The organism is Rhodococcus parequi (genome assembly GCF_046042785.1).
GTDB lineage: Bacteria > Actinomycetota > Actinomycetes > Mycobacteriales > Mycobacteriaceae > Prescottella > Prescottella parequi.
Genome location: NZ_JBDLNV010000006.1, coordinates 89,038 through 108,974, shown reverse-complemented (window position 1 = coordinate 108,974; position 19,937 = coordinate 89,038). Strand labels below are relative to the sequence as shown.

Genomic DNA, 19,937 nt, shown 5'->3' with positions numbered 1-19,937 from the left:
AATGTTCACGGTCGCTTCTAGGAGACCGGGGTGTCTTCGAGTTCGTGCTTGTCCCGCGGTAGCGCGCGAGCCAGCTTCTCGCCCTCGATGTCGACGTTCGGCAGGATCTTGTCGAGCCACTTGGGCAGCCACCACGCCTTGTCGCCGAGCAGTGCCATCACCGCGGGGATGAGGACCATGCGGACGACGAACGCGTCGAAGAGCACGGCCGCGGCGAGCGCGAAACCGATCGACTTGATGAACGAGTTGGGCTCGAGCATGAAGGCGCCGAACACCGAGATCATGATCAGCGCGGCGGCGGCCACCACGCGGGCGCCGTGGCTGAAGCCGATCGTCATGGCGCCCTTGGCGGACGCGCCGTGCACGTACTCCTCGCGCATCCGCGTCACCAGGAACACCTGGTAGTCCATCGCGAGACCGAACACCACGCCGATCAGGAAGATCGGCATGAAGCTGACCAGAGGCTGCGGGTTGGCGATCAGCCCGCCCCAGCCCTCCTGGAAGATCGCGACGGTGGCGCCGAAGGTGGCCGCGACGCTGAGCAGGAAGCCCAGGGCCGCGGTCAGCGGCACCAGGATCGAGCGGAACACCAGCATCAGCAGGATGAACGCGAGCCCGACCACGATGATCAGGTACGGCACCAGGGCGTCGAGCAGGCGGTCCGAGACGTCGGTCTCGAGCGCGGTCTGGCCGGTGACGCCGTAGTGGACGCCGATCTGTTCGTTGAGCGCGCCCTCACCGTCCCGGATGGACTGCATCAGGTCGATGGTCTTCTCGTCGGTCGGGGCACTGCCGGGCGTCACCAGGATCTGTGCGGTGTCGCCGTCCGGGTTCATCGCCACGATCTGGGCATTGACGACGTCGTCCTGCGCCGAGATGGTCCGGACCACCTCACCGAAGGCCTCCGGCGCCGGGACGGTGGCGTCCTTGGCGTCGACGACGACGAGCAGCGGGGCGTTGCGGCCGGGACCGAACGCGTCCGACACCAGGTCGTACGCCTGCCGCGAGCTGGTGGCGGGGTCGCCGGTGCTCTCGGACGGCAGCGCCAACTTGAGCCCGGCCGCGGGCAGCGCCAGGGCGCCGAGGACGACGATGCCGGCGATCAGCGGGATAGCAGGCTTGCGTGCGACCCAGCGGGCGTAGCGGGTGGCCGGGCCGGGGACCGCGTCCTCCGCTTCCGGATCCGGCGCCTTGACGAACGGCACCTTGCCGGCAAATGCCTTGCGGCCCAGGAGTCCGAGGAAGGCCGGGAGGAAGGTGAGCGCGACCAGCACCGCGACGAACACGGCGAACGCTGCCGCCATGCCCATGTCGCTGAGGAACTTGATGCCGACGACGCGCAGCGCCACGAGCGCGATGATCACCGTCAGGCCGGCGAACACGACGGCCGAACCGGCGGTGCCCACTGCGCGGCCCGCCGCCTCCTCACGATTACCGCTGACGCTGACCTCGTGCTTGAAACGGGAGACGATGAACAGGGAGTAGTCGATGGCCACCGCGAGGCCGATCATCACCGCGAGCGTCGGGGTCATCGATCCGAGTTCGGTGAATCCGGTGGCGACGGTGATGCCGAGGCTGCCGATGCCGACGCCGATGATCGCGGCGATCAGCGGAAGGCCGGCGGCGACGAGGGACCCGAACGTGAGCAGCAGGACCACGGCTGCGACGGCGAGGCCGATCAACTCGGCGGATCCGCCCGGCGCTTCCGGAGCCTGGGCCGCGGTACCGCTGAGCTTGACGGTCAGTCCGGCGTCGCGGGCGACCTGCGCGGCGGCGTCCACCTTCTCGGTCAGTTCGGTGGTGACGTCCTTGAAGTCACCGCTGAACGGGACCTCGACGTAGCCGACCGTCTTGTCCGGGCTCAGCGGGGACAGTGCCGCCGCGTTCGCCAGCGCGACGTCGACGGGCGTGCCCGCCTCCTCGGCCTGCGCCGTCACCATCTGGGTGAGGCTGGCGTCGGCGACCACCGGATTGACCAGCGCACCCTGAGCCGCCTCGGGAGACGCGGTGGCCGGGTCGACCTTGGCGGCCGGGTCGACGAGGTCGATGCCGCGGATCTCGGCCAGGGTCTTGTCCATCGCGGCCTGGTTCTCCGGGCTGTCGAGGGTCTGGCCCTCCGGCGCCGCGAAGACGTACCGGGCGGAGATGGAGCTGAACGGGTCCTTGGCCGAGGCCGGGAACCGCTCGGCCATCAGATCCTGCGCCTCCTGCGCCGGGGTCCCGGGAATGGAGAACGAGTCGTTGGTCGGTCCCGACAGCGTCGCGGCGCCGACCCCCATGAGCACGAGGATGGCCAGCCAGATGGACAGGACCGTGCCTTTTCGCCGGTAGGCGAATCGGCCGATCCGGTAGAGATAGGTGGCCATGGAAGGCTCCTTCGTGATCGGGTGCGGGTCTAGCTGGTGGGCACTGCGAGGCCGGACCGCAGGTGGTCGAACGCTTCGTGGACGAGCTGCTCGGGTTTGTCGGCGGACGAGCGACCGCTCATCCACAGGTCGAGGGACGCCTTGACGGCGGCGCCGACCACCGTCTGCAGCAGGCTCGGGTACAGGCCGGTGGCGCCGGTACGCTCGGCGATGACCTCGTCGAGCATCGGCGTGAGTCGAACGTGCATCTCCATCTTCTTGGCGAGAAGAGTGGGACTCGAGTCGATGAGATCGGCCAGCGCCTGCATCTTCTCGAGTTCGTGGTCACCGGTGACGAGGGCCCGCACGACGATCCACTCGAGCGAATCGAGGATGGGCTCGTCCACGGGACGTTCGCGCAGCCATCCCGCCCACTCGAGAACCTCGGCCTCGAGATGATGGAGAACGGCTTCTTCCTTGCAGGAGAAGTAGTTGTGAAACGTGCGGACCGAGACACCGGCGTCGGACGCGATCATGTCCGCGGTGACGAGTTCGATGCCACGCTCCATCGCGAGGCGCGCGGCGGCCTCGCTGAGCGCAATGCGCGTCGCCGCCTTCTTGCGGTCACGGAGTCCGAGTTCTTCACCCACTCCATCGAAGGTACCGAAATTGCAGACCTCTGCAATGTTGCAGTCGAGTGCACCTTTGTGGGATTGAGCACACCGTTTCGAAGTGGGTGATCGGGGTCACAGACGCACCGCTCGCGGCCTACGCTGATCGGATACCCGGCGGACCACCGAACGGCGGCGACGATGCCCGATTGGGACGGCGAACAGTACGCACGGACCAGCGATCTGCAGCGGGCGATGGCGACCCGCGCGATCGCCGGTCTGGACCTGAAACCCGACGACCGCGTGCTCGACGTCGGCTGCGGGGACGGGTTCGTCACCCGCCTGCTCGCCGAGCGCCTGCCCGACGGCCGCGCAGTGGGCGTCGACGCGTCCCCGCGGATGATCGCGAAGGCGGGGACCGGCTCGCCGAACGTGCAATTCGTGCTGGCCGACGCCCGCGACCTGCCGTTCCGCGGCGAGTTCGACGTCGTGGTGTCGTTCAACGCACTGCACTGGGTGGTCGAGCAGCAGCGCGCGCTCGGATCGATCGCCGCCGCGGCCCGACCGGATGCCCGTGTGCTGATCCAGGTGGTGTGCGCCGGCGAGAGGCCCAGCCTCGAGACCGTCGCGATGGAGGTGGCCGGCTCTCCGCGTCGGGTGGACCGGTTCGCCGGGTTCACTCCCCCGTTCGTCCACGTCGACCCCGACGGCTATCCCGACCTCGCGGCAGCGGCGGGCCTACGCGTGACCGAACTGTCGGTGCACGACGTGACGTGGGACTTCGGCACGCACGACGCGTTGGCCGCGTGGTGCAGCAACGGCGCCGAGGCGTGGACGGGACGCCTGGCCCCCGAGGACCGGCCCCACTTCCTCGAGGACTGGGTACGCGCGTACGAGGAGGTGTCGGGCCGGGAGGGGTTGTTCCGGTTCACGCAGATGCGCGCCGACCTGCGCGTGCACCACTAGCGCCGGCGCCAGGCCCCGGGATCCGCGGTGAGGTCGTCGACGAAAGCGGGCAACGCCCCGGCGGCGACGTCGGCGATCGTGACACCCTCGAGCACCGTGCGCAGGTTGACACGGACCGCGATCCACACCTGCTGCAGCGACTCGGCGGCCCCGTCGTACGTGACGTCCTCCGGCCGCTCCCCGCGCACCGACGCCAGCGGGCCCTCGACGGTGCGGATGACGTCGGCGATCGTGATCTCGGCGGCGGGTCGGGTCAGCCGGTAGCCGCCGTCGGGTCCGCGCCGGCTGTCGACCAGGCCGCCGCGGCGCAGGTCCGCGAGCACGGCCTCGAGGAACTTGGGCGCGATCGTCTGCGACGCGGACAGCGCGTCGGCCTTCACCAGGGCCGGCGCCGCGGCCGCGAGGTCGACGAGGGCGCGCACCGCGCAGTCCACCCGTGCCGAGATGTGCACCCCGCCCCCCGATCCGATTCGACGCCGATTCGCCCCAGACGTTACCCACCGACGTCGCGGTGGTGACCCAGGTCACCGCGCGGAGTAGATTCCCGGGCAGGTGCGCTCGACATCTCGGAGGCAACATGTGGGAGACCCTCACCACGGCGTGGGGATCGCTGCTCGAACCGCTGGGGGATCCGGTCACCCTCGCGATCCCGGCGTTCGTCGTGTTCCTCGGGCTCGAGTGGTTCGCGGCCCGCAGGCTCGAGGAGACCGAGATCCGCGACGGCCGCGCCTACCCGCCGACGGCCGGTTACGAGTTCCGGGACGCGCGGGCGTCGATCTCGATGGGCCTGGTGTCGATCGCGACCACCGCGTTCTGGAAGTTCCTGGCGCTGATCGGCTACTCGGCGATCTGGGTCTACCTCGCCCCGTGGCACCTGCCGCCGAACGCCTGGTACACGTGGGTGATCCTGCTGGTCGGCATCGACTTGCTCTACTACGCGTATCACCGCATGGCGCACCGGATCCGGTTGATCTGGGCGACGCATCAGGCGCACCATTCGAGCGAGTACTTCAACTTCGCCACGGCCTTGCGGCAGAAGTGGAACAACAGCGGCGAGATCCTCGTGTGGATCCCGTTGCCGCTGATCGGCATTCCGCCGTGGATGATCTTCGTGGGGTTCTCGGTGAGCCTGGTTTACCAGTTCTTCGTGCACACCGAGCGGGTCGACAAGTTGCCCCGGCCCGTCGAATTCGTGTTCAACACCCCGTCACACCACCGCGTGCACCACGGCTGCGATCCCGAGTACCTCGACCGCAACTACGCCGGCATCCTCATCGTCTGGGACCGGATGTTCGGGACCTTCGCGGCCGAGCAGCAGCGCCCCACGTACGGGTTGACGAAGCCGGTCGGTACCTACGACATCTGGAAACTGCAGACGCACGAGTACGCCGCGATCGGACGCGACGTCCGGGCCGCGCAGTCGTGGCGCGATCGCCTCGGCTACGTGTTCGGGCCTCCCGGGTGGGCACCGTCAGGCGCGGGCCAGGCTCACCAGGAAGTCGACCGTGCCGTTGCCGTCGACAGTCACGAATCCCAGTGACGGCGGCGTGATCCCGTAGTCGGTCCACGTGACGGGGATGCTGCCCGACGCGACGAGCGTGTCACCGGTGTGCAGCACCTTCACGTCGACGCTCACCGGCCGGGTCTGGTCCTTGAGTGTGAGCGTTCCGTCCGCCTTCACGGTGGCGGCGGTGCCGTCGGTGGGCAGCGACGCGAGATCGACCGGCGTGGTGAGGGCGAACTTCGCGGTCGGGTAGGTCTCGGCGTCCATCACGTTGCCGCGGAACTGGCCGTCCCGACGCGCATTGTCGGTGGCGATGCCGGCGACCTGCACGACGACCTCGGCAGAGGTCAGCTTCTCGCCGGCGATGCCGACGTTTCCGTTGACCTGGTCCGTGGTGCCGACGACGGTGACCCGTGCGCCGTTGAGGATCTCGGACACCGTGTAGCCGGCAGCGGTCTTGTTGGCGCCCTCCCCCGGCCCGACGGCCCACTGACCGTCGACCGAACCGGTGGCGGCCTGCGCGCCCTCGGTGGACACCGAGGCGGCCGGCGCGTCGTCCTCGGCGAAGAACTGACCGTAGATCCAGGGGCCCGCGAGGACTCCCAGGAGAACCACGACGACCGCCCCACCGATGATCCACCACTTCTTCACCGGCACAGACTATGAGCGAGACGGTGGATGCGCCACAGCTACGATCCCGGCGCCGACGCCCGGCGCGCGGTCGATCCACCGCGGACGTCGGCGGCGATCTCGTCGAGCGCCGTCCGGATCATCGCTCCGTAGGGGTCGTCACCGAGCGCGTCGACGTACTCGGCGGCGGCGTCGAGATGCGCACGCGCGGCGTCGAACGAGCCGAGCCGTCGGAAGTTGTCGGCGAGATTGAGATGCAGCGACGGATAGAACCCGCGCACCGCCAGGCCCGCGTGGTGTTCCCGGACGCGGTCGTTCGTGAGCGCATCGGCGGCGTCGAGCGCCCGGACGTCCCACACCAGCGCCTGCGCCGGATCGTCGTGCAGATCGGCGAGGTAGTGCGCGAGCGTGCAGCGATGGAACGGATCACCGGTGGGGGTGATCTCGGCCCACAGGCCCAGCAGCGCGGATCTGGCGGCGGCGGTGTCGCCCTCGCGGCCGCGGGTCACCGCGGCTGTGATCGCGTCCATCGTCCGATCGGATGTCGTCATGAATCGTCCTGTCTCTCTATGTGCCCGACGCGGTCGGCATCGCGAGGGTGGTGAGGTCGCCGTCGGTCGCGGAGCGGATGACGACGGGCATGTCGGCGGCCGAGATGTCGAGCATGAGGTCGGGGCCGACAGCCGTCACGAGGGCCGACCGGAGGTTGTCGCGCCGGAAGAACAGCTCGGGGCCGGGGCCGGTGACGCGGGCATCGAGCCACCGCTCCGGGCCGGCCGACGTCCCGACCGCGATCCCGTGCGGGGCGACCACACACCGGATCGTCCCGGCGGGTAAGCCCTCGACGACGCCGAGCAGTTCATCGCGCGCGACCACCACGCGGGTGCTGGCCGGCGGCAGCGCGGCCAGCATCGCCGCGTAGTCGGGGAACGAGCCGGGCAGCACGGCGCACCGCCTCTCCTCGCCATCCACCGAGAGGACCACCGTGTCGTCCTGCCGCTCGAGCGCGAGATCCGCGGATCCGGCGAACCACGGGACGAGGGCGGCGAGTGCGCGCGCGGGGAGTACCGCGGACCACGGGGACGCGTTTCCGGCCACAGCGAGGCTGCGGGTCGACAGACGATACCGATCGGTCGCGGTCACGGTGACGGCGGCGCCGCTGAGTTCGACGAATATACCGGTCAGGACCGGGAACTCGGGATCCTCCGACACCGCGGGCAGGACCCGCTCCACCGCATCGGCGAGCAACCGTCCCGGCAGCGCCACGCGCGGGTGCCGCCGCCCGAGCGCGAGGGCCGCCTTCACCGCCTCGGCCTCGGCGGCGGCGTCCGCGGCCCGCTCCTGCAGGACCCGCACGTGCGCGTCGAGCAACTGCGACGCCTCGTCCGGGTCGGCGGCGAGGACGCGCGTCACCACGTCCAACGGCACGTCGATCGCCCGCAGCCGGCGGATCGTCGACGCCCGCGCGCGCTGCGCCGCGGCGTAGTACCGATACCCGGTCGCGGGGTCGATGTGTGCCGGGGCGAGCAGTCCGCTGTCGTCGTAGAACCGCAGCGCGCTCGGGGTCAGGCCGGTGGCGCGCGCGAAGGCGCCGATCGTGACCAGGTCGTCGGGTCCGGGGGCGTTCACCCCGCCATCATGAAGTCTCGACCAGGTCGAAGGTCAAGCCGCGCGATTGCGCGCCGCCGCCTCCGCAGGATCCTCCGACACCGCGGGGTTCTCGACGGTGTGCGCCTCCGGATCCTCGGTGATCGGCGTGGTCTGGGCGGTCACGTCCTTGCCGCGACCGATCACGATCCACGCGACCAGCGCCACGACGAGGCAGGTGATCGCGCCCAACAACAGTCCGGCGCGCCCGCCCCACTGCTGGCTGACCCAGCCGGCGACGGGGCCGCCGATCGCGGTCGATCCCATGAACGCCGTGGACCACAGCGCCATGACGCGGCCACGCATCTGCGGGTCGGCCTCGAGTTGGAGGGTGCTGTTGGTGGTGGAGTTGAACGCGATGCTCACCGCACCGACCAGGGCCAGCGCGACGAGTTCGAGTGCAAGAGTCGGCGCGGCCGCCGCCGCGACCAGCGTGAAACCGAACGCCGCCGCGGCGACGATCAACACCCGGGTGCCGGTGCGGCCCCACGTGGCGACGAGCAGACCGCCGCACACCGAGCCGATGCCCATCGCGGCCGTCATGAAGCCGTACGCCTGGGAGCCCGCACCGAAGGTCTGGTCGGCGACGATCGGGAGCACCACCTGGAACTCGAACGCGAGGCAACCGATGAACGCCATCATCAGCAGCGGCACCGCGAGGTTCCGGTTACCGCGCACGTAGCGCAGCCCCTCCCGCAGCTGACCGCGGGCCCGCTCCGCCGGAGCGGACCGATGCAGCGCCGAAGTGTCCAGCCGCAGCAGCGAACTGACCACCGCGACGAAGCTGGCGGCGTTGATCAGGAAGCACACGCCCAGGCCGCCCGCCGCGATGGTCACACCGGCCACCGCGGGCCCGACGATGCGGGACACGCTGACGAGCGTCGAATTGAGGCTGACCGCGTTGCGCAGATCCTCCGGGCCCACCATTTCGAGCAGGAACGATTGCCGCGCAGGGTTTTCGAAGCACTGATTCAGCCCGAGCAGCAGCGCGAGCACGTAGACGTGCCACAACTGCACGGTGCCGGTGATCGTGAGGATGCCGAGCAGCAGCGCCTGCACACCCATGATGGACTGCAGCCCGATCATCAAGCGGCGCTTGTCCGTCCGGTCGGCAATGACGCCACCGTACGGGCCGAGGAGCAGGATCGGCAGGGTCTGCAGCGCGACGACGACACCGATCGCGGTACCGGATCCGGTGAGCTCGAGGACCAGCCAGGACTGCGCGACGGTCTGCATCCAGGTGCCGACGAGCGAGATGCCCTGCCCGCCGATGAAACGCCGGTAGTTTCGATTGGCCAGCGCCGCGAAGGTCTGGCGCCCGAGTTTCGCGGCCGCCGTCATGAGCGGGCCGTGGCCCGGGCCTGACACATCCGTTCGCCGAGGGCCTCGAGGGCGGGTAGGGCGTCGAGCAGGTCCTGGGTCTCCGTCTCGGGAAGTTGGCCGAGGTAGTCGGCGAACAGCCGGGTGCGCTTGTCACGCAACTCGGTGTGCAGGGCGATCCCCTCCGAGGTCGCGGACACCACGACGGCACGTCCGTCGTCGGGGTGCGCCGAACGCATCAGCAGCCCGGCGGCTTCCATCTTGCCGATCATGCGCGAGAGCATCGTGGGATTGAGGGTCTCGATCTCGGCCATCTCACTGGCCCGGATCGGCCCCCGCCGCACCGCGGTCGTCAGGATCGAGAACTGCGTCTTGGTCAGCTCACCGCCCGACGTCTGGCGATCGACCTGCCGCGAGATGCGGCCGAGTGCCACCCGCAGCCGGGACACCTCGTCGTCGTCGAACAGGCTCGTCACACACACCTCCTATTTACTTGCTTATCGGCAAGCATACACCCTGGGGTGCGGATTCCCCACCCCTCACGGGCGGCACAGACGACAGGGCCCCTCCCGATCGAGATCGGGAGGGGCCCTTCGCGGTTTCGGTATCGGAGATCAGGTCAGCTTGACGGCCTTGCCGATCGGCAGGACGCGCTGCTGGTTGTCCACCCACTCGCGCATCACGACCATCTCCTCGCGGCGCTGCACCGAGTCCCACGTGGCCATCTCGATGTTGCCGACGAGGTTCTGGCTCTCCTTCACGACGCGTTCACGCTTGGCCTGGATCACCCGGTCGCGATAGCGCTTGACCGAGATCCGCAGATCCTGGATGGCGTCGATCTCGCTCTTGATGACCTCGAGCGGCCGGGCCACGTCCTCGTCGAGTTCGGCCGGGTCCTCGATGCCCGCGGTCACCAGGCGCTGCTTGAACAGGTGGATGCGGTAGACGTCGTTGTGGACCTTCCGGGCCACGTCGTCGAGTTTCTCGGGCGTGATCCGGATCGGTGCCACGTCGCCGCCCGCCCACGCGAGGAACGCCTTGAACAGCGCCACCTCGGTCGCGAGGTACACCAGCAGGGTGACCTCGGTGAGCACCTTCGGGTCGTCGGGGTGCGGCCGTGTCTTGACGCTGAGCAGTTCGCCCTTGACCAGCACCTCGTGCTTGGGGAACACCCGGTGCAGCAGGTCCAGGTAGACCCCGGGGCTCACCTTCTTGGCGCGGATGCGCTTGATCCCCTGCTCGTAGCGGGCGGTCCACTCGCCGCCGTCGTTGGGGATGTCGTACAGGAACACCCGGATGGGGTCCCCGTGCGAGTAGTCCGACGCCTGATCGGCCGCGCCGTCGGCCTCCTCGACCGCGGCGGGTTCGGACTGCGGGTCGACGTCGGGCGAATCGGCCGCCGCCTTCGCCGCCTCGTTGTCACTGACGGTGGTCATGGGTCAGTGCGCGGCCGCGAACGCCTCGGCGATCTCACGCGAGATGCGCCCGCGGGTAGAAACGGCAAAGCCGTTGCGGGACGCCCATTCGCGGATCTCCTGGGTGCTCGCACCGTCGGTCGCGGGAGTGGCCGCGGCGCGGGGCTTCTGGCGACCGCCCACTTTGGAGGCGTGCCGGATGTAGTAGTCCATCTTGCGATGGAACTCGGTGGCGTTCTTGTCGTTGAGGTCGATGGTGTACTCGACCCCGTTGACCGCGAAGCTGATCGTTTCGCCGCCCGCGTCGATGGGCTCACCATCAAGATCATCGATGAGCTCGACAATTACCTTCTGTGCCACGTGTTACTCCCGAGGTTCACCAACCAAGCTGCATCGGAAGCCTACGGGACAACCCCGCACACAATCCGACGCGGATCACGGTTGCCACGTCGTGGACCGCCGCGCGGCTTCGTAGACGGCGTCGACGGCTACGGTCGGGTGCACGTCCTTCCGCCGCAAGAGCCAACGCGCGAAGTGCATCCGCTGTACAACGTGGACCCCGTCCGGTGGGCTCTTCAGGGTGACCGCCTGGGCATTCACCGTGACGATGACGGGTTCGACGGGGACGTCGAACCCACACGCCGCAGTGAGCAGTTTCGCGGCCCGCGCCGCTTCATGACGACTGTTCCGGATGTATGGCTGCTTGGTGCCGTTCACCAGGAAAGCGTTGCCCGCTACCCAGATGTTCGCGCGCGGATGGTGCTTGGCGTTGACGGTGTAGACGCCGCCGGGCCCGACGACGAGATGGTCGATGTCGCTACCCCGGACGCCGACGGGAATCGCGTGGAGCACGTGCCACCGCGGGTCCTTGCGCACCACCCGGGCAATTCGGGCCGCAACCGCTTCCTCGCCGTCGGCGCCGATTCGCCAGGCCCGCTCCTCGGTGCGGACCCCGAGGAGTCGCGCGAAGAACGTCTTCGCCGGCGCCGCGTCGCGCGCGGCCCGGGCACGGGCACGGGCCGCTGCACCCGGCCTCGCGTCGGCGAGGTCCTGGGCGGATCGCACCGGTTCGACGGCTGCAGGTGCGATGTCACGGGCGCACCGAACCTCGTGTTGGTCGGACTGCCAGGCTGCGGCGGCAGCCGTCACCGCGTCCTCACGTTGCGGGGTCCGCGCGTGGGGCCGCCCGGCGTCGAGGTCCCACCACCCGAGATCGGTACCGTCGGGTGCGCGCATGTAAAGGCGATCGTGCCCGTACCGCCGCCACCGCGTCACCACCACATCCGCACCATCGCTCACAACGGACGAATATCACCGCGGACGGCGCCCGGTCCCCGGAATGGCCGAACTCGTTCCCGAGCGAGAACGCGCCTCCGGCGAGAGGGAGGTACACGTCCGTGACCCCTGCCGTGAAACCGAACCAAAAGGTTGATAAGTTTCAAGCCGTCCATTCGGTTCAGTTCCACTGTCAGACAGGGAGTATCGAAATGCTGAGTGTCAACGATCTCTTCGCCGTCATCCTCAATCTGGGTCTGCGGGTCGGCTCCGCCGGGTTCCAGCTGAACACCTCCGTCGAGAACCCGGTCTAAGTTTCGGGCTTCGGATTCACGGCACTGGGCCCCCGGCGAGATCGCCGGGGGCCCAGTCGTACCGGGTGGGTCAGTGCCGCCGCCTGCGTTTCAGCAAGGCCCGCAGGAGAAGCAGCGTGACGCCCACACCGGCCACGACGGCCAGCGCGGGGGCTCGTCGACGGGCGAGCTCGACCGCGGCATCGGACTTCTCGTGGACCGCAGCCTTGGTGCGCGCCGGCACGTCCACTCGGTGAGTGAGCTCCTCTACCGTTTCGGCAAGTTCGGCGCGCTGGCGATCGACGTCGAGCTGCGACTCGTCACTGCCTCCGGGTCCGGTCATCGCACTGTTCCTTTCACGGCTTGTACGTCGCGGCGGACGCTGTCGGCGGTGTCTGCGGGCACGGGTGGTGCGGCATTCTTCGCGCGGGCCGCGCCCACGGCGGCCAGGATCCCGCCGACGGCGAGCACCACCAGGGAGACGATCAGCGCGGCCAGCCACGGATCGAGCGCCGTGGCCAACCCGAGGATCGCGGTTGCGATCAGCGCCCCGACACCGAGGTAGACCAGCATCAGTCCGGCGCCGGAGATCCCGGCACCGATTCCCATCCGCGTGCCTTTCGTCTTCACTTCCTCGACGGCATTGGTGATCTCCGTGCGCACCAGCGCCGACACCTGGTTGGCGAGGCGCTCGGTCAGCTGAGCAGTGGACAGTTCGTGCGGGTCGGCTTCTCGGGGACCCATCGCGTCAGCCATCGTCACTTCCCTTCCCTTCTGCTGTCGATGTCGTGGAATGGGACAGGCGAAGACGGCGACCGTCCTCGACGTCCCGGGTGCGTTGCTTCTCGCGCTTCTCGATGTCACGCGTGTCGCGGGGCGGCAACTGGATGGACTTCTCCGCGGGCAGCCCCGCCTGCAGTTCCCGGCCCCGCTCGAGTTCTGCATCGAATTCGGCCCCGAACAGCAGCGCCAGGTTGGTGATCCACAGCCACAGCAGGAACACCACCGCGCCGGCCAGGGAACCGTAGGTCTTGTTGTAGCTCGCGAAATTCGACACGTAGACGGCGAACAGCGCCGACGCGCCGATCCAGACGACGATCGCGATCGCCGCGCCGGGGCTGATCCAGCGGAACTTCGGCTGGGACACGTTCGGTGTCACGTAGTACAGCACCGCCACGAGCACGCCGACCACGAGCAGCAGCACCGGCCACTTCGCGATGTTCCAGGCCGTGACGGCGGCCCCGCCCAAGCCGAGAACATCTCCGACGGAACGGGCGACCGGGCCACTGATCACCAGCATCAGCCCCGACGCCCCCACCGCCACGAGACAGAATGCGGTCACCACGAACATGAGGGGGCGCAGCTTCCAGATGGGCCGGCCCTCTTCGATCTCGTAGATCCGGTTCATCGCACGGGCGAACGCGCCCACGTAGCCGGAAGCCGACCACAGAGCACCGAGCACACCGATGACCAGGGCGATCCCCGCGGACGGAGCTGCGACGAGTTGTTCGACCGGTTCACGCAGCGTGTCCACCGCATTGGTGGGACCGAGCTGCCCGACCATCTCCATCACCGCGTCCACGGTGCGCTGCCCCTGCCCGAAGACGCCGAGCAGGGAGACGATCACCAGCAGCGCGGGGAACAGTGCCAGAACGGCGTAGTAGGTGAGGGCGGCGGCGAGATCCGTGCACTGGTCGGTGCCGAACTCCCGCGCCGTCTTGCGGAGCACGTACATCCAGGAGCGCTTGGTGAGATCGTCCGGTGAATCCGGCTCCACCGCCTCGTCTGCGCCGCGCTCCTCTGGGCGCGCGGCGTGTAGATCGTCGCGAGCTGTCATCTTCGGGAGTTACCCGGCGTCCCCGATGTGTAAACAGGCCGCCGCTACGCCACCGCAGCGGAAACCGGCATGGTACGAGGCGGTCCACCGAAGATCAAGCGGCGCACGGTGAACCGGTGCCGGTCCGGATCGTACGGGCGGTACGCCAGGTAGGCGCCGAGGTGGGTGAACCAGTGCAGTCGCAGGAGCCGGCGATGCTGGGGCGTCATCGCCCCGTGCCGCTCGAGGGTTCTGATCCCGGCCCGCAGGTAGTGCGAGAACTCGCCGGGCGGGGTCAGCGCCCGACGCGGGGAGACGTCCGCGCGCATCTGCGACAGCTGGGCGATCTCGGTGCCGGCGGCGCAGATGCACAGGGCCAGATCGGCGTCCTCGTGCACACCGGGATCGACGCTCGTCGCCGACTTCACTCGTTCCCACGTGGTTCGACGCAGAGCCATGTTGGCGCCGTGCAGATTCCGAATCCGTTGCTCGTTGCCGAGCAGGCCCTTCGACACCAGTCGGCGCATGTACCAGCCCTTGAGGCTGCGGTACGGCGAGTCGTACGAATTGCTCAGCCCGGTCACGGCGCCCACCGACTCGGTGTCGGTACGCCCGAAGTAGTCCAGAACGGTCCGCGCCCACCCTTCGCCGACGCGCGTATCTGCGTCGATGCGTCCGAGGATGTCGCCGGTGGCAGCGTCGAAGCCGGTGTTGCGGGCGTGCACCGCACCGGGAGTGGGCTCCCGGACCAACCTGACGGCAGGGTGGGAGACAGCGATTCGCTCGACGATCTCGACGGTGCGATCGGTGGAGTTGTTGTCGACGACCAGGATCTCGTGGAGGAGTTCCTCCTCCCTCAGCAGCGCCTCCAGGCAGGCGCCGATGTAGTTCTCCTCGTTGAAGGTGGGCACGATGACCGACAGCGCATGTGCAGACGTCATGCTTCCCGTATACCGGACCCGCCGAGGCCCTGCATGGCAACTCCTCGGCGTCCGACCGTGCCTCGGAATCCCCCGCGCTCAGTCGAAGCCGAACCACGAATCCGGGCTGAACACCTCGTAGTGGATCTTCTCCGGCACGACGCCCGCGACCACTGCGACCCGGCGGACCTGCCGCATGAACTTCGCCGAGCCGCAGAGGTACACCTCCGCGTCGCGGTGCCACTCGCGCTCCCGCAGCAGCGGAACCGCGGTCTCGGGCTCGTCGACGTAGTAGGCGTCCAGCGACGAGCGCCCGGCATACGCCGCGAGCAGCGCCTCGATCCGGCGCCGGTGCGCGAACCCGGTCGCGGAGCTGTCGACGTGGACCACGGTGACCGGGCGAGTGTCCCGGGCCGCAATCAACCGCTGCAGCACCGCGACGGTGAGCGCGGACCCGACACCGGACGAACCGAGCACCAGCGGATGATCGTTCGGGATCGGGTACGGCGTGCCGCAGGGAAACGACACCGTCAGTGGATATCCGACACCCACGGCCGTGACCAGTTCGGTCGACACCAGCCCACCCGGCATCGGATCGACCGTGATGTCCCACGTGTCCGGACGTTCTCCAGCCATCAGGGTGTACTGCCGGATCTGGCGGGCGCCGTCGACCAGCATTGCCACCGAAACATACTGTCCGGCAGACCAGTTCGCCATCGGAGTTCCGGCGCCGCCGGCGAGGGTGAACGTCCACACGCCCGGCGCGTCCTCACGACGTTCGACGACGGTGAGAATCTGCCACACCCGCCCGGAGGGGACGGGCGCGCGATCGTAGATCGCCGTCTCCTGCGCGATCAGCGACTCGGCCATCAACCAGTACACCTCGTCCCACGCCGCGGCCACCGCCGGCGTCACCGCATCACCCAGGACTTCGGGCAGCGCCCGGAACAGCGCCCGATGGACGAGGTCGTAGTGCAGGCGCACGATCCCCAGCGACGCGTGCTTGGCGGCAATCCGTGACATCACGCGATCGATGGCGGGGGCGTCCTCCGTGACCAGCAGGGTGGCGAAGGCCGCGATCGCCCCTGCCAGCGCCTTCTGCTGCTCCCCGCTCTCCTGGTTGGTTCGGTTGAACAGGTCCGCAGCCAGTGCCGGGACGCTCTCGAACAGATGCCGGTAGAGGCGTCGACTGATCTCCCCCAGGTGTTCGCCGACCAACGGGAGCGTCGCCTCGACGACGGTGAAGGCCTCCGGCGAGAGCGGGGAAGCGTGCGTCGGGGCGGGCTTCGCGGCGACGGTGCCAGGCATCACGGATACAGACCTTTCGAGACCAACCGGTACGGCCTACAGCATCACCGATCCGCGTACCGCAGGCAATCCGCTGGGCCGACCGCACTCAGTCCCCGGCACGCGGATCTCAGAGCAGGTGGGCCAACGGACTGCGATCGAGTTCGTTGCGCAATGCGTCGACGTCGTCACAGCAGTGATCGGCGCCCGCGTCGCCCAGTTCCCCGCGCGAGATCCCTCCGCTGAGGACGCCGATCGTGGGCAGTCCCAGTGCCTGGCACGCACGCATGTCCCACACGCTGTCGCCCACGAACACGGCCCTGCCCGTGTCCGTCCCGGCGCGGTCGAGTGCGATCTGCACGATCGTGGGATCGGGCTTCGCGGTGTCGACGTCCTCGCCGCTCGTCACCGCGTACAGCACGGATTCACTGTCGAGGAGCCGGCGCAGGATGGCCAGTTCGTCGGCCGGCGCGGACGTCGCCAACACCACTCGCAACCCGGCCTCGTGCAACTGGGCGAGGATCTCCCGGGCACCCGGCAACAGCCGCAACTGGTCGGCGTCGTCCTTGTAGAAGCGGGAGTGCAGTTCGTCCACACGGTCCGCAGTCGCGTCGTCGATTCCCGGGCACACGTCGCGGATCAGGGTGGACCCGTCCATGCCGATCGCGCGATGGATCCGCCACGTCGGCACGGTCAGTCCCGTCTCGGTGAACGCGCGGTGCCACGCGTCGGCGTGTAGATAGTTCGAGTCGACCAGGGTGCCGTCGATATCGAACAGCACCGCAGCAGGCAGGTTGGACATCGGAATTCGCACTCCTCAGGTCGTTGTGTCGTGTTCGGCCGGGTCGACGGTCGACTCGGCCACAGCGAGGAATCGCTGCAGATCCTCCGGGTGGAGTCCCGGTTCCGCGGCCACCCCGTCCACCAGCAGCCGCAACTGCCGGTCCAGGGCCGGGACATGTTCACCGCGGCCGCATTCGGTGACGTGATCGACGAGCATGCGCAGTACCCGAGCGAGCGCGACGGCGACGTGTATCTGACGTGGGCACGCCTGCCGTATCTGGTCGAAGGCGTGGTCGACGTACTCCGGCGGGGACAGCATCCACGGCCGCAGCAGCGTCCTGCCCTCCCGGCCCGACACCGCGACCGGGGGCGCGTCCGTGATCAGGAGCGTCCGCAACAGACTGCCCAGTCGCAGCACGACCTCGGTGGCGGTGGTGGGGTCGTTGATCGCCGCGCTCAGGGCGCGCAGCGCGATGTCGACCAGCTGACGCAGCGCGAAGTCGACGTCCTGCTGCATCGTGCGACTGTCGGCGATCTCGACCGCGGCCTCCAGCCGCCGTCGCACCCGGTCGTCCCGCCGTGGAACCGGCGACACACGCAGCAGCACCTCGCCGCGGTGGATGTATGCGCCGGTCCGCGTCTCCAGTCGTACGACGGTGGCGGCGGGCACGGCGGCGAGGATCTGCTCGGTCGGTACCTGCGTGACCCATCCGTCGCGAACCGCTCGAACGATCAACTGCGGCTTTCCTTCCGGAATGTCCGGGACCGCAGCCCCCGTGGACTCCCTCTGTGCGGCGTGGGAGGCGGCACCGATCACGCCGTCCGCCTCGGCGGCGATGGTGCGCACGACCTCGCCGACCTGTAGCCCCCGGGCGAGCCGCCCGAGGTACGCGACGATGAGGACGACGGTGCCGATCGTCAGGATCACCGCGGTCGTGAGCGGAATCCGCGGAGCCGGATCGGTTGCGTTGCCGCTGATGTGCCGCAACGTGAGTACGCAGAACACGAAGGTGGCCACCAGCATTCCGATGACCGTCTGACTCACGCGATCCCTGATGAACGAACGCATCACGCGAGGCGAGAACTGGCTACTGGCCAGCTGGAGGCTGACGACGGTCAGCGAGAAGACCACACCGGCGGTGGTGATCGTCGCGCCCGCCACGGTGCTGAGCAGCCACGTCGCGCCGTTGCTGTTCATCTGCACGCCCCACCCGACTGGGCCGTCGTCGTCCAGGGCGCGATCGAGATAGACGGTGGCTTCGGCGAGCGCCACCCCCACCACGACCAGCACCGTCGGTAACGCGAACAAGCTTTCCCGAAAGCGGTAGGCGGCGGCCAGACGCAACTGCACCAGTGGTCGCGTAGGCCTGTCCATGCCGTCCAAGGCTATCGGTAACGCGTCGCCGCCGCGCTGCACCGCGAGCCGTACGCGCGGCTCGAGACCGGACGCTGCCGACGTTTCCGGATCCGTCGAAGCCCCGGGCTACCCGAGCCGACCGGAGTGGACGTGCGCACGCACTCCGTGCACCCCGAACAGGATGAGCAGCTCGACCGCGCCGCCGTCGGCGCTGCCCAACCAGTGCGGTGACGCGGTGTCGAATTCGGCTGCCTCGCCGGGCGGCAACGTCAGGTCGCGGTCGCCGAGCACCAACCTGAGGCGTCCGTTGAGCACGTACAACCACTCCGTGCCCTCATGCCGCTTCGGCGCCGGCTCGGACGGTTCCGGTTGCGCCGGGATCACCATCTTGAACGCCTGCACCCCGCCGGGCCGGCGGGACAGCGGGACGAAGATCATCCCGGATCGTCGTATCGGCTCGAGATGGATCCGGGGGTCTCCCGTGCGCGGGGCGCCGACGAGTTCGTCCAACGGCACGTCGTAGGTGCGGGCCAGCGGGAGCAGCAATTCGAGGGTCGCCCGGCGCTGTCCGCTCTCCAGACGGGACAGGGTGCTCTCCGACACCCCGGTTTCCGCGGCGAGCTCGGCGAGCGTGATGCCGCGCCGGCGCCGGAGCGCGCGTAGTCGCGGTCCGACCGCGCCGAGTACGTCCTCCGTCACGGGGTCCATCCGATCAGGTTGCCAGAACCGCAAGTTTTCGTGCCGAACCGTCCGGCCCGCGGCGAGACTGGGCGTCCGAGTCCGCGACCAAGGAGACACCCATGCCGACCTCACGCGTCGTGCGCCGCGCCGACACCACCCCGCCGCGCACCGGGAACAGCGAGCACGAGACCCTGCGAGCCTTCCTCGACTACCTGCGGGCCGCGGTGGTCGCCAAGGTCGAGGGCGCACCCGAACCGCAGGTCCGGACCGCCGGGGTGCCGTCCGGCACGAACCTGCTCGGTCTGCTGAACCATCTGACGTTCGTCGAGCGTTCGACCTTCCTCGGTGAGCGAGTCACCGACTGGAAGAGGACCTTTCGTGCTCCACCGTCGGCCACGGTGGCCGACGTGGTCGCCGGTTACCGCGCGGCCGTCCGGGAAGCGAACGCCGTCCTGGACGGGTGCACCGATCTCGGTGCGCCGGTCCCGCGTCCGCTACCGAACGATCGCGCACCGAGTGCGCGGTGGGCACTGACCCACATGATCGAGGAGACCGGCCGGCACGCCGGCCACGCCGACATCCTCCGCGAGCTGATCGACGGCGCGACCGGGCGCTGAGAACCGGGCGCTGAGAACCGGGATCCGCCAGCGAGATCAGCGAGCAGCCAGGCCCGTCTTCGCGTAGTCGACGTCCTCGTCCGGCTGCGCGCCGCTGACGCCGATCCCGCCCACGACCTCGCCGTCGACGACCATCGGCAGGCCGCCCGGCAACGTCGTCAGGGGCTGCGCGGCCTGGCCGTCGATCAGTTCGACGAGCGCGGGATGCGCGTCGGCCAGGCCCGAGTAGGCGGTGGTGGGGATGCCGATCAACGCGGAGGTGGCCGCCTTGGCGCGCGCCACCCCGGCGGTGAACCACGCGGCGCCGTCGTCGCGGACCACCAGCAGGTCGTGGCCACGGGTGTCCACGACGGCGACACTCACCCGGTTGCCGCCCTCCCGCGCCGCCGCGATCGCCGCGTCCGCCGCACGCTTCGCGGTCTCCAGATCGAGCCGTGCCTGCTTGCCTGTCATCGAACGTCCTCCCACTG

Annotated in this window: 23 protein-coding genes; 3 read left to right on the top strand and 20 right to left on the bottom strand. The window is 69.1% G+C overall.

The window, feature by feature from the left end; all coding sequences use genetic code 11:
• Positions 1 to 17: 17 nt before the first annotated feature.
• Positions 18 to 2,366: an MMPL family transporter gene (locus ABEU20_RS17650; RefSeq protein ID WP_420165687.1), complete on the bottom strand. Its 2,349-nt coding sequence runs from the start codon at positions 2,364 to 2,366 to the stop codon at positions 18 to 20.
• Between the two features lie 29 nt (positions 2,367 to 2,395).
• Positions 2,396 to 2,995, bottom strand: a complete 600-nt coding sequence (locus tag ABEU20_RS17645; protein WP_420165686.1) for a TetR/AcrR family transcriptional regulator — start codon at positions 2,993 to 2,995, stop codon at positions 2,396 to 2,398.
• 162 nt (positions 2,996 to 3,157) lie between these two features.
• On the opposite strand from ABEU20_RS17645, the gene ABEU20_RS17640 reads away from it, so the two are divergent.
• Positions 3,158 to 3,922, top strand: coding sequence for a class I SAM-dependent methyltransferase (locus ABEU20_RS17640; protein ID WP_420165685.1), 765 nt, complete (start codon positions 3,158 to 3,160; stop codon positions 3,920 to 3,922).
• Here the strand turns inward: ABEU20_RS17640 and ABEU20_RS17635 are convergent.
• Positions 3,919 to 4,374, bottom strand: coding sequence for an RrF2 family transcriptional regulator (locus tag ABEU20_RS17635; protein ID WP_420165684.1), 456 nt, complete (start codon positions 4,372 to 4,374; stop codon positions 3,919 to 3,921). The genes ABEU20_RS17640 and ABEU20_RS17635 overlap by 4 nt on opposite strands.
• Positions 4,375 to 4,499: 125 nt before the next feature.
• Here ABEU20_RS17635 and ABEU20_RS17630 point away from each other — a divergent pair, with 125 nt between their 5' ends.
• The gene (locus ABEU20_RS17630; RefSeq protein WP_420165683.1) at positions 4,500 to 5,462 is read left to right on the top strand and encodes a sterol desaturase family protein; all 963 of its coding nucleotides are present in this window, start codon (positions 4,500 to 4,502) and stop codon (positions 5,460 to 5,462) included.
• On the opposite strand, the gene ABEU20_RS17625 is transcribed toward ABEU20_RS17630, so the two are convergent.
• The 16 genes from ABEU20_RS17625 to ABEU20_RS17550 form a co-directional block, all read right to left on the bottom strand.
• On the bottom strand, positions 5,394 to 6,077 hold the full coding sequence (locus ABEU20_RS17625; RefSeq protein WP_420165682.1) for a YceI family protein: 684 nt from the start codon (positions 6,075 to 6,077) through the stop codon (positions 5,394 to 5,396). The genes ABEU20_RS17630 and ABEU20_RS17625 overlap by 69 nt on opposite strands.
• 38 nt (positions 6,078 to 6,115) lie before the next feature.
• Positions 6,116 to 6,607: a hypothetical protein gene (locus tag ABEU20_RS17620; RefSeq protein ID WP_420165681.1), complete on the bottom strand. Its 492-nt coding sequence runs from the start codon at positions 6,605 to 6,607 to the stop codon at positions 6,116 to 6,118.
• A gap of 16 nt (positions 6,608 to 6,623) precedes the next feature.
• The gene (locus ABEU20_RS17615) at positions 6,624 to 7,685 is read right to left on the bottom strand and encodes a DNA polymerase III subunit beta family protein (protein ID WP_420165680.1); all 1,062 of its coding nucleotides are present in this window, start codon (positions 7,683 to 7,685) and stop codon (positions 6,624 to 6,626) included.
• 33 nt (positions 7,686 to 7,718) lie between these two features.
• Positions 7,719 to 9,044, bottom strand: a complete 1,326-nt coding sequence (locus ABEU20_RS17610) for an MFS transporter (RefSeq protein ID WP_420165679.1) — start codon at positions 9,042 to 9,044, stop codon at positions 7,719 to 7,721.
• Positions 9,041 to 9,499 carry a MarR family winged helix-turn-helix transcriptional regulator gene (locus ABEU20_RS17605; protein WP_420165678.1) on the bottom strand — a complete coding sequence of 153 codons (459 nt, stop codon included), beginning with the start codon at positions 9,497 to 9,499 and terminating at the stop codon, positions 9,041 to 9,043. The genes ABEU20_RS17610 and ABEU20_RS17605 overlap by 4 nt, the downstream gene beginning before the upstream one ends.
• 138 nt (positions 9,500 to 9,637) lie before the next feature.
• Positions 9,638 to 10,459, bottom strand: coding sequence for a hypothetical protein (locus ABEU20_RS17600; protein WP_420165677.1), 822 nt, complete (start codon positions 10,457 to 10,459; stop codon positions 9,638 to 9,640).
• Positions 10,460 to 10,462: 3 nt separating this feature from the next.
• Positions 10,463 to 10,798: a histone-like nucleoid-structuring protein Lsr2 gene (locus tag ABEU20_RS17595; RefSeq protein WP_420165676.1), complete on the bottom strand. Its 336-nt coding sequence runs from the start codon at positions 10,796 to 10,798 to the stop codon at positions 10,463 to 10,465.
• A 75-nt stretch (positions 10,799 to 10,873) separates the two neighbouring features.
• Positions 10,874 to 11,674 carry a nuclease-related domain-containing protein gene (locus tag ABEU20_RS17590; RefSeq protein WP_420165675.1) on the bottom strand — a complete coding sequence of 267 codons (801 nt, stop codon included), beginning with the start codon at positions 11,672 to 11,674 and terminating at the stop codon, positions 10,874 to 10,876.
• Positions 11,675 to 12,097: 423 nt separating this feature from the next.
• Entirely contained in the window at positions 12,098 to 12,349 is a 252-nt protein-coding gene (locus tag ABEU20_RS17585; RefSeq protein ID WP_420165674.1) for a DUF3618 domain-containing protein, read from the bottom strand.
• The gene (locus ABEU20_RS17580) at positions 12,346 to 12,762 is read right to left on the bottom strand and encodes a phage holin family protein (protein WP_420165673.1); all 417 of its coding nucleotides are present in this window, start codon (positions 12,760 to 12,762) and stop codon (positions 12,346 to 12,348) included. Before ABEU20_RS17580 ends, ABEU20_RS17585 begins: the two co-directional genes overlap by 4 nt.
• Positions 12,755 to 13,843 (bottom strand): YihY/virulence factor BrkB family protein, encoded by a 1,089-nt coding sequence (locus ABEU20_RS17575; RefSeq protein WP_420165672.1) that lies wholly within the window; start codon positions 13,841 to 13,843, stop codon positions 12,755 to 12,757. The genes ABEU20_RS17580 and ABEU20_RS17575 overlap by 8 nt, the downstream gene beginning before the upstream one ends.
• Positions 13,844 to 13,887: 44 nt before the next feature.
• A complete protein-coding gene (locus ABEU20_RS17570) occupies positions 13,888 to 14,763 on the bottom strand; it encodes a glycosyltransferase family 2 protein (protein ID WP_420165671.1) in 876 nt (291 codons plus the stop codon).
• 78 nt (positions 14,764 to 14,841) lie between these two features.
• The gene (locus tag ABEU20_RS17565; protein ID WP_420165670.1) at positions 14,842 to 16,050 is read right to left on the bottom strand and encodes a globin domain-containing protein; all 1,209 of its coding nucleotides are present in this window, start codon (positions 16,048 to 16,050) and stop codon (positions 14,842 to 14,844) included.
• Between the two features lie 109 nt (positions 16,051 to 16,159).
• Positions 16,160 to 16,831 carry an HAD family hydrolase gene (locus tag ABEU20_RS17560; RefSeq protein ID WP_420165669.1) on the bottom strand — a complete coding sequence of 224 codons (672 nt, stop codon included), beginning with the start codon at positions 16,829 to 16,831 and terminating at the stop codon, positions 16,160 to 16,162.
• Between the two features lie 15 nt (positions 16,832 to 16,846).
• Positions 16,847 to 18,187 (bottom strand): DUF2254 domain-containing protein, encoded by a 1,341-nt coding sequence (locus tag ABEU20_RS17555; RefSeq protein ID WP_420165668.1) that lies wholly within the window; start codon positions 18,185 to 18,187, stop codon positions 16,847 to 16,849.
• A 108-nt stretch (positions 18,188 to 18,295) separates the two neighbouring features.
• Positions 18,296 to 18,877 carry a helix-turn-helix domain-containing protein gene (locus ABEU20_RS17550; RefSeq protein WP_420165667.1) on the bottom strand — a complete coding sequence of 194 codons (582 nt, stop codon included), beginning with the start codon at positions 18,875 to 18,877 and terminating at the stop codon, positions 18,296 to 18,298.
• 92 nt (positions 18,878 to 18,969) lie between these two features.
• On the opposite strand from ABEU20_RS17550, the gene ABEU20_RS17545 reads away from it, so the two are divergent.
• Complete coding sequence (locus ABEU20_RS17545) at positions 18,970 to 19,467, top strand: DinB family protein (RefSeq protein ID WP_420165666.1); 498 nt, start codon at positions 18,970 to 18,972, stop codon at positions 19,465 to 19,467.
• A 36-nt stretch (positions 19,468 to 19,503) separates the two neighbouring features.
• On the opposite strand, the gene ABEU20_RS17540 is transcribed toward ABEU20_RS17545, so the two are convergent.
• Positions 19,504 to 19,920 carry a GlcG/HbpS family heme-binding protein gene (locus ABEU20_RS17540; protein WP_420165665.1) on the bottom strand — a complete coding sequence of 139 codons (417 nt, stop codon included), beginning with the start codon at positions 19,918 to 19,920 and terminating at the stop codon, positions 19,504 to 19,506.
• Positions 19,921 to 19,937 lie beyond the last annotated feature (17 nt).